This window comes from Celeribacter sp. PS-C1, from assembly GCF_019429625.1.
Taxonomy (GTDB): domain Bacteria; phylum Pseudomonadota; class Alphaproteobacteria; order Rhodobacterales; family Rhodobacteraceae; genus Celeribacter.
Map to the genome: position 1 here is coordinate 1 of NZ_JAHXRW010000034.1, position 1,550 is coordinate 1,550.

Below are 1,550 nucleotides of genomic sequence, written 5' to 3' on the forward strand. Positions count from 1 at the left end.
ACGCCCAAACCGCGTAGCCAATGACCGAGCGTGGGAAACGGAAACCTTTAAGGCGCGAAAGATCAGACAGATTCAACATGGCATCGCGCTACAACGACAAGTCGATGGCAACAACCTGACAATGCCGTGTCGAGGCTTCGCACAGACATACGCGGCGGCGGGAGAAAATCATGGGCCGGTTCAAGTCGCCCGGTCAGGCACAACGGTTCTTGTCGGTCCACGATCAAACCGCCGCTCTGTTTCGCCCTAAACGTCACCGACTTTCAGCCCGTTCCTACCGCCACGCCAGAGCCGATGCCTTCGAAATTTGGGCTGAGTATGCACGCGAGTTGATCGCTTGAAAATTACGCGCAGCCCCGTTCTTGAGTGCCATCAATAATAACCTGACAATGCCGCCGAGGGAGATGTTGCGGGGGAGGGGGCAATCCACTCCTAAAAGCGCCTGATATATCCCATAGGCCAGACTTCAAAGTCGCGCCCCCGGAATGGCATGCCGCAACCAATTGAAAGGGCATACAGCCGGGCCCTTGCAACCGTCGCCGACTTGCCCTTCCAGTGCTCATGCTATACGTCATTGACACATATGAAACAAAAACCTATATGGAACTGACGATGACACGATTGCAAACAGTGGTCGAACTGCCCGAATTCCAAAGGCGCGCCAAGGCAATCATGTCGGATCAGGAACGTGAGGCCGCGATCAACTTCATTGCCGCCAATCCGGAAGCGGGCATTTCTCTTGGTGGCGGGTTACGCAAAGTCCGCATTCCGAGAGAGGGGAGCGGCAAGAGTGGCGGCTTCAGGACGGTGTATGTCTTTGGCGGAACCCATATGCCGATCTTTCTGATCACGGTCTTCGCCAAGAATGAAAAGGCCAACCTGTCGAAGACTGAGCAGGCCACGGCAGTAGAGATGAGCAAGGCGCTTGTCGCGAAATATGGAGACGCAACATGAGTGCATTTGAATCTGTATCAAAGGGCCTGGAAGAAGCTCTGGCCTTCGCGAATGGCGACCTAGCAAGTGCGAAGTTGCATAAAGTTACCGTTTCTGAGGTCGATGTCGCCCAAGTTCGGCAACAGACTGGCCTGTCCCAGGCAGAATTCGCTAAGAGTATTGGCGTCGCGAAAGGTACACTTCTGAACTGGGAACACGGGCGTCGGCAACCGACAGGTCCTGCACAGGTTCTGTTGGCACTGATCGCCAAGAAACCTTCCGTCGTGCAGGACCTGTTGCGCGGGGCGTGAACGCCTAAGCCCCGATCCTCTTGATACGGATCCCGAGCTTGCGGGCCTTGTCGACGATGTTCTCGGTGATGCCCGAACCGGGCGTGGCGATCAGACCCTGCGGCATGGTCTCGAGCATCTTGTCGTTGCGCTTGAAGGGGGCGGCCTTGCCGTGACACTTCCAGTCGGGTTTGAAGACCGGCATTGTCAGGTTGTTGCCATCGACTTGTCGTTGTAGCGCGATGCCATGTTGAATCTGTCTGATCTTTCGCGCCTTAAAGGTTTCCGTTTCCCACGCTCGGTCATTGGCTACGCGGTTTGGGCGTA

Annotated in this window: 2 protein-coding genes and 2 pseudogenes; 3 read left to right on the plus strand and 1 reads right to left on the minus strand. The window is 55.9% G+C overall.

Going from position 1 to position 1,550, the window contains the following annotated elements:
- Positions 1-125: 125 nt before the first annotated feature.
- The 3 genes and pseudogenes from J5Y17_RS19040 to J5Y17_RS19050 all read left to right on the plus strand — a co-directional run.
- Positions 126-341, plus strand: a pseudogene (locus tag J5Y17_RS19040) (IS6 family transposase); the annotation flags it as partial.
- Positions 342-600: 259 nt separating this feature from the next.
- Positions 601-954 (plus strand): type II toxin-antitoxin system RelE/ParE family toxin, encoded by a 354-nt coding sequence (locus J5Y17_RS19045; protein WP_255572232.1) that lies wholly within the window; start codon positions 601-603, stop codon positions 952-954.
- A complete protein-coding gene (locus tag J5Y17_RS19050; protein ID WP_219787432.1) occupies positions 951-1,244 on the plus strand; it encodes a DNA-binding transcriptional regulator in 294 nt (97 codons plus the stop codon). Before J5Y17_RS19045 ends, J5Y17_RS19050 begins: the two co-directional genes overlap by 4 nt.
- A gap of 4 nt (positions 1,245-1,248) precedes the next feature.
- Here the strand turns inward: J5Y17_RS19050 and J5Y17_RS19265 are convergent.
- Positions 1,249-1,550, minus strand: a pseudogene (locus tag J5Y17_RS19265) (hypothetical protein); the annotation flags it as partial.

Coding starts and splice junctions, on each gene's coding strand:
- J5Y17_RS19045 (WP_255572232.1), top strand. CDS start 601: ATGGAACTGACGATGACACGATTGCAAACAGTGGTCGAACTGCCCGAA.
- J5Y17_RS19050 (WP_219787432.1), top strand. CDS start 951: ATGAGTGCATTTGAATCTGTATCAAAGGGCCTGGAAGAAGCTCTGGCC.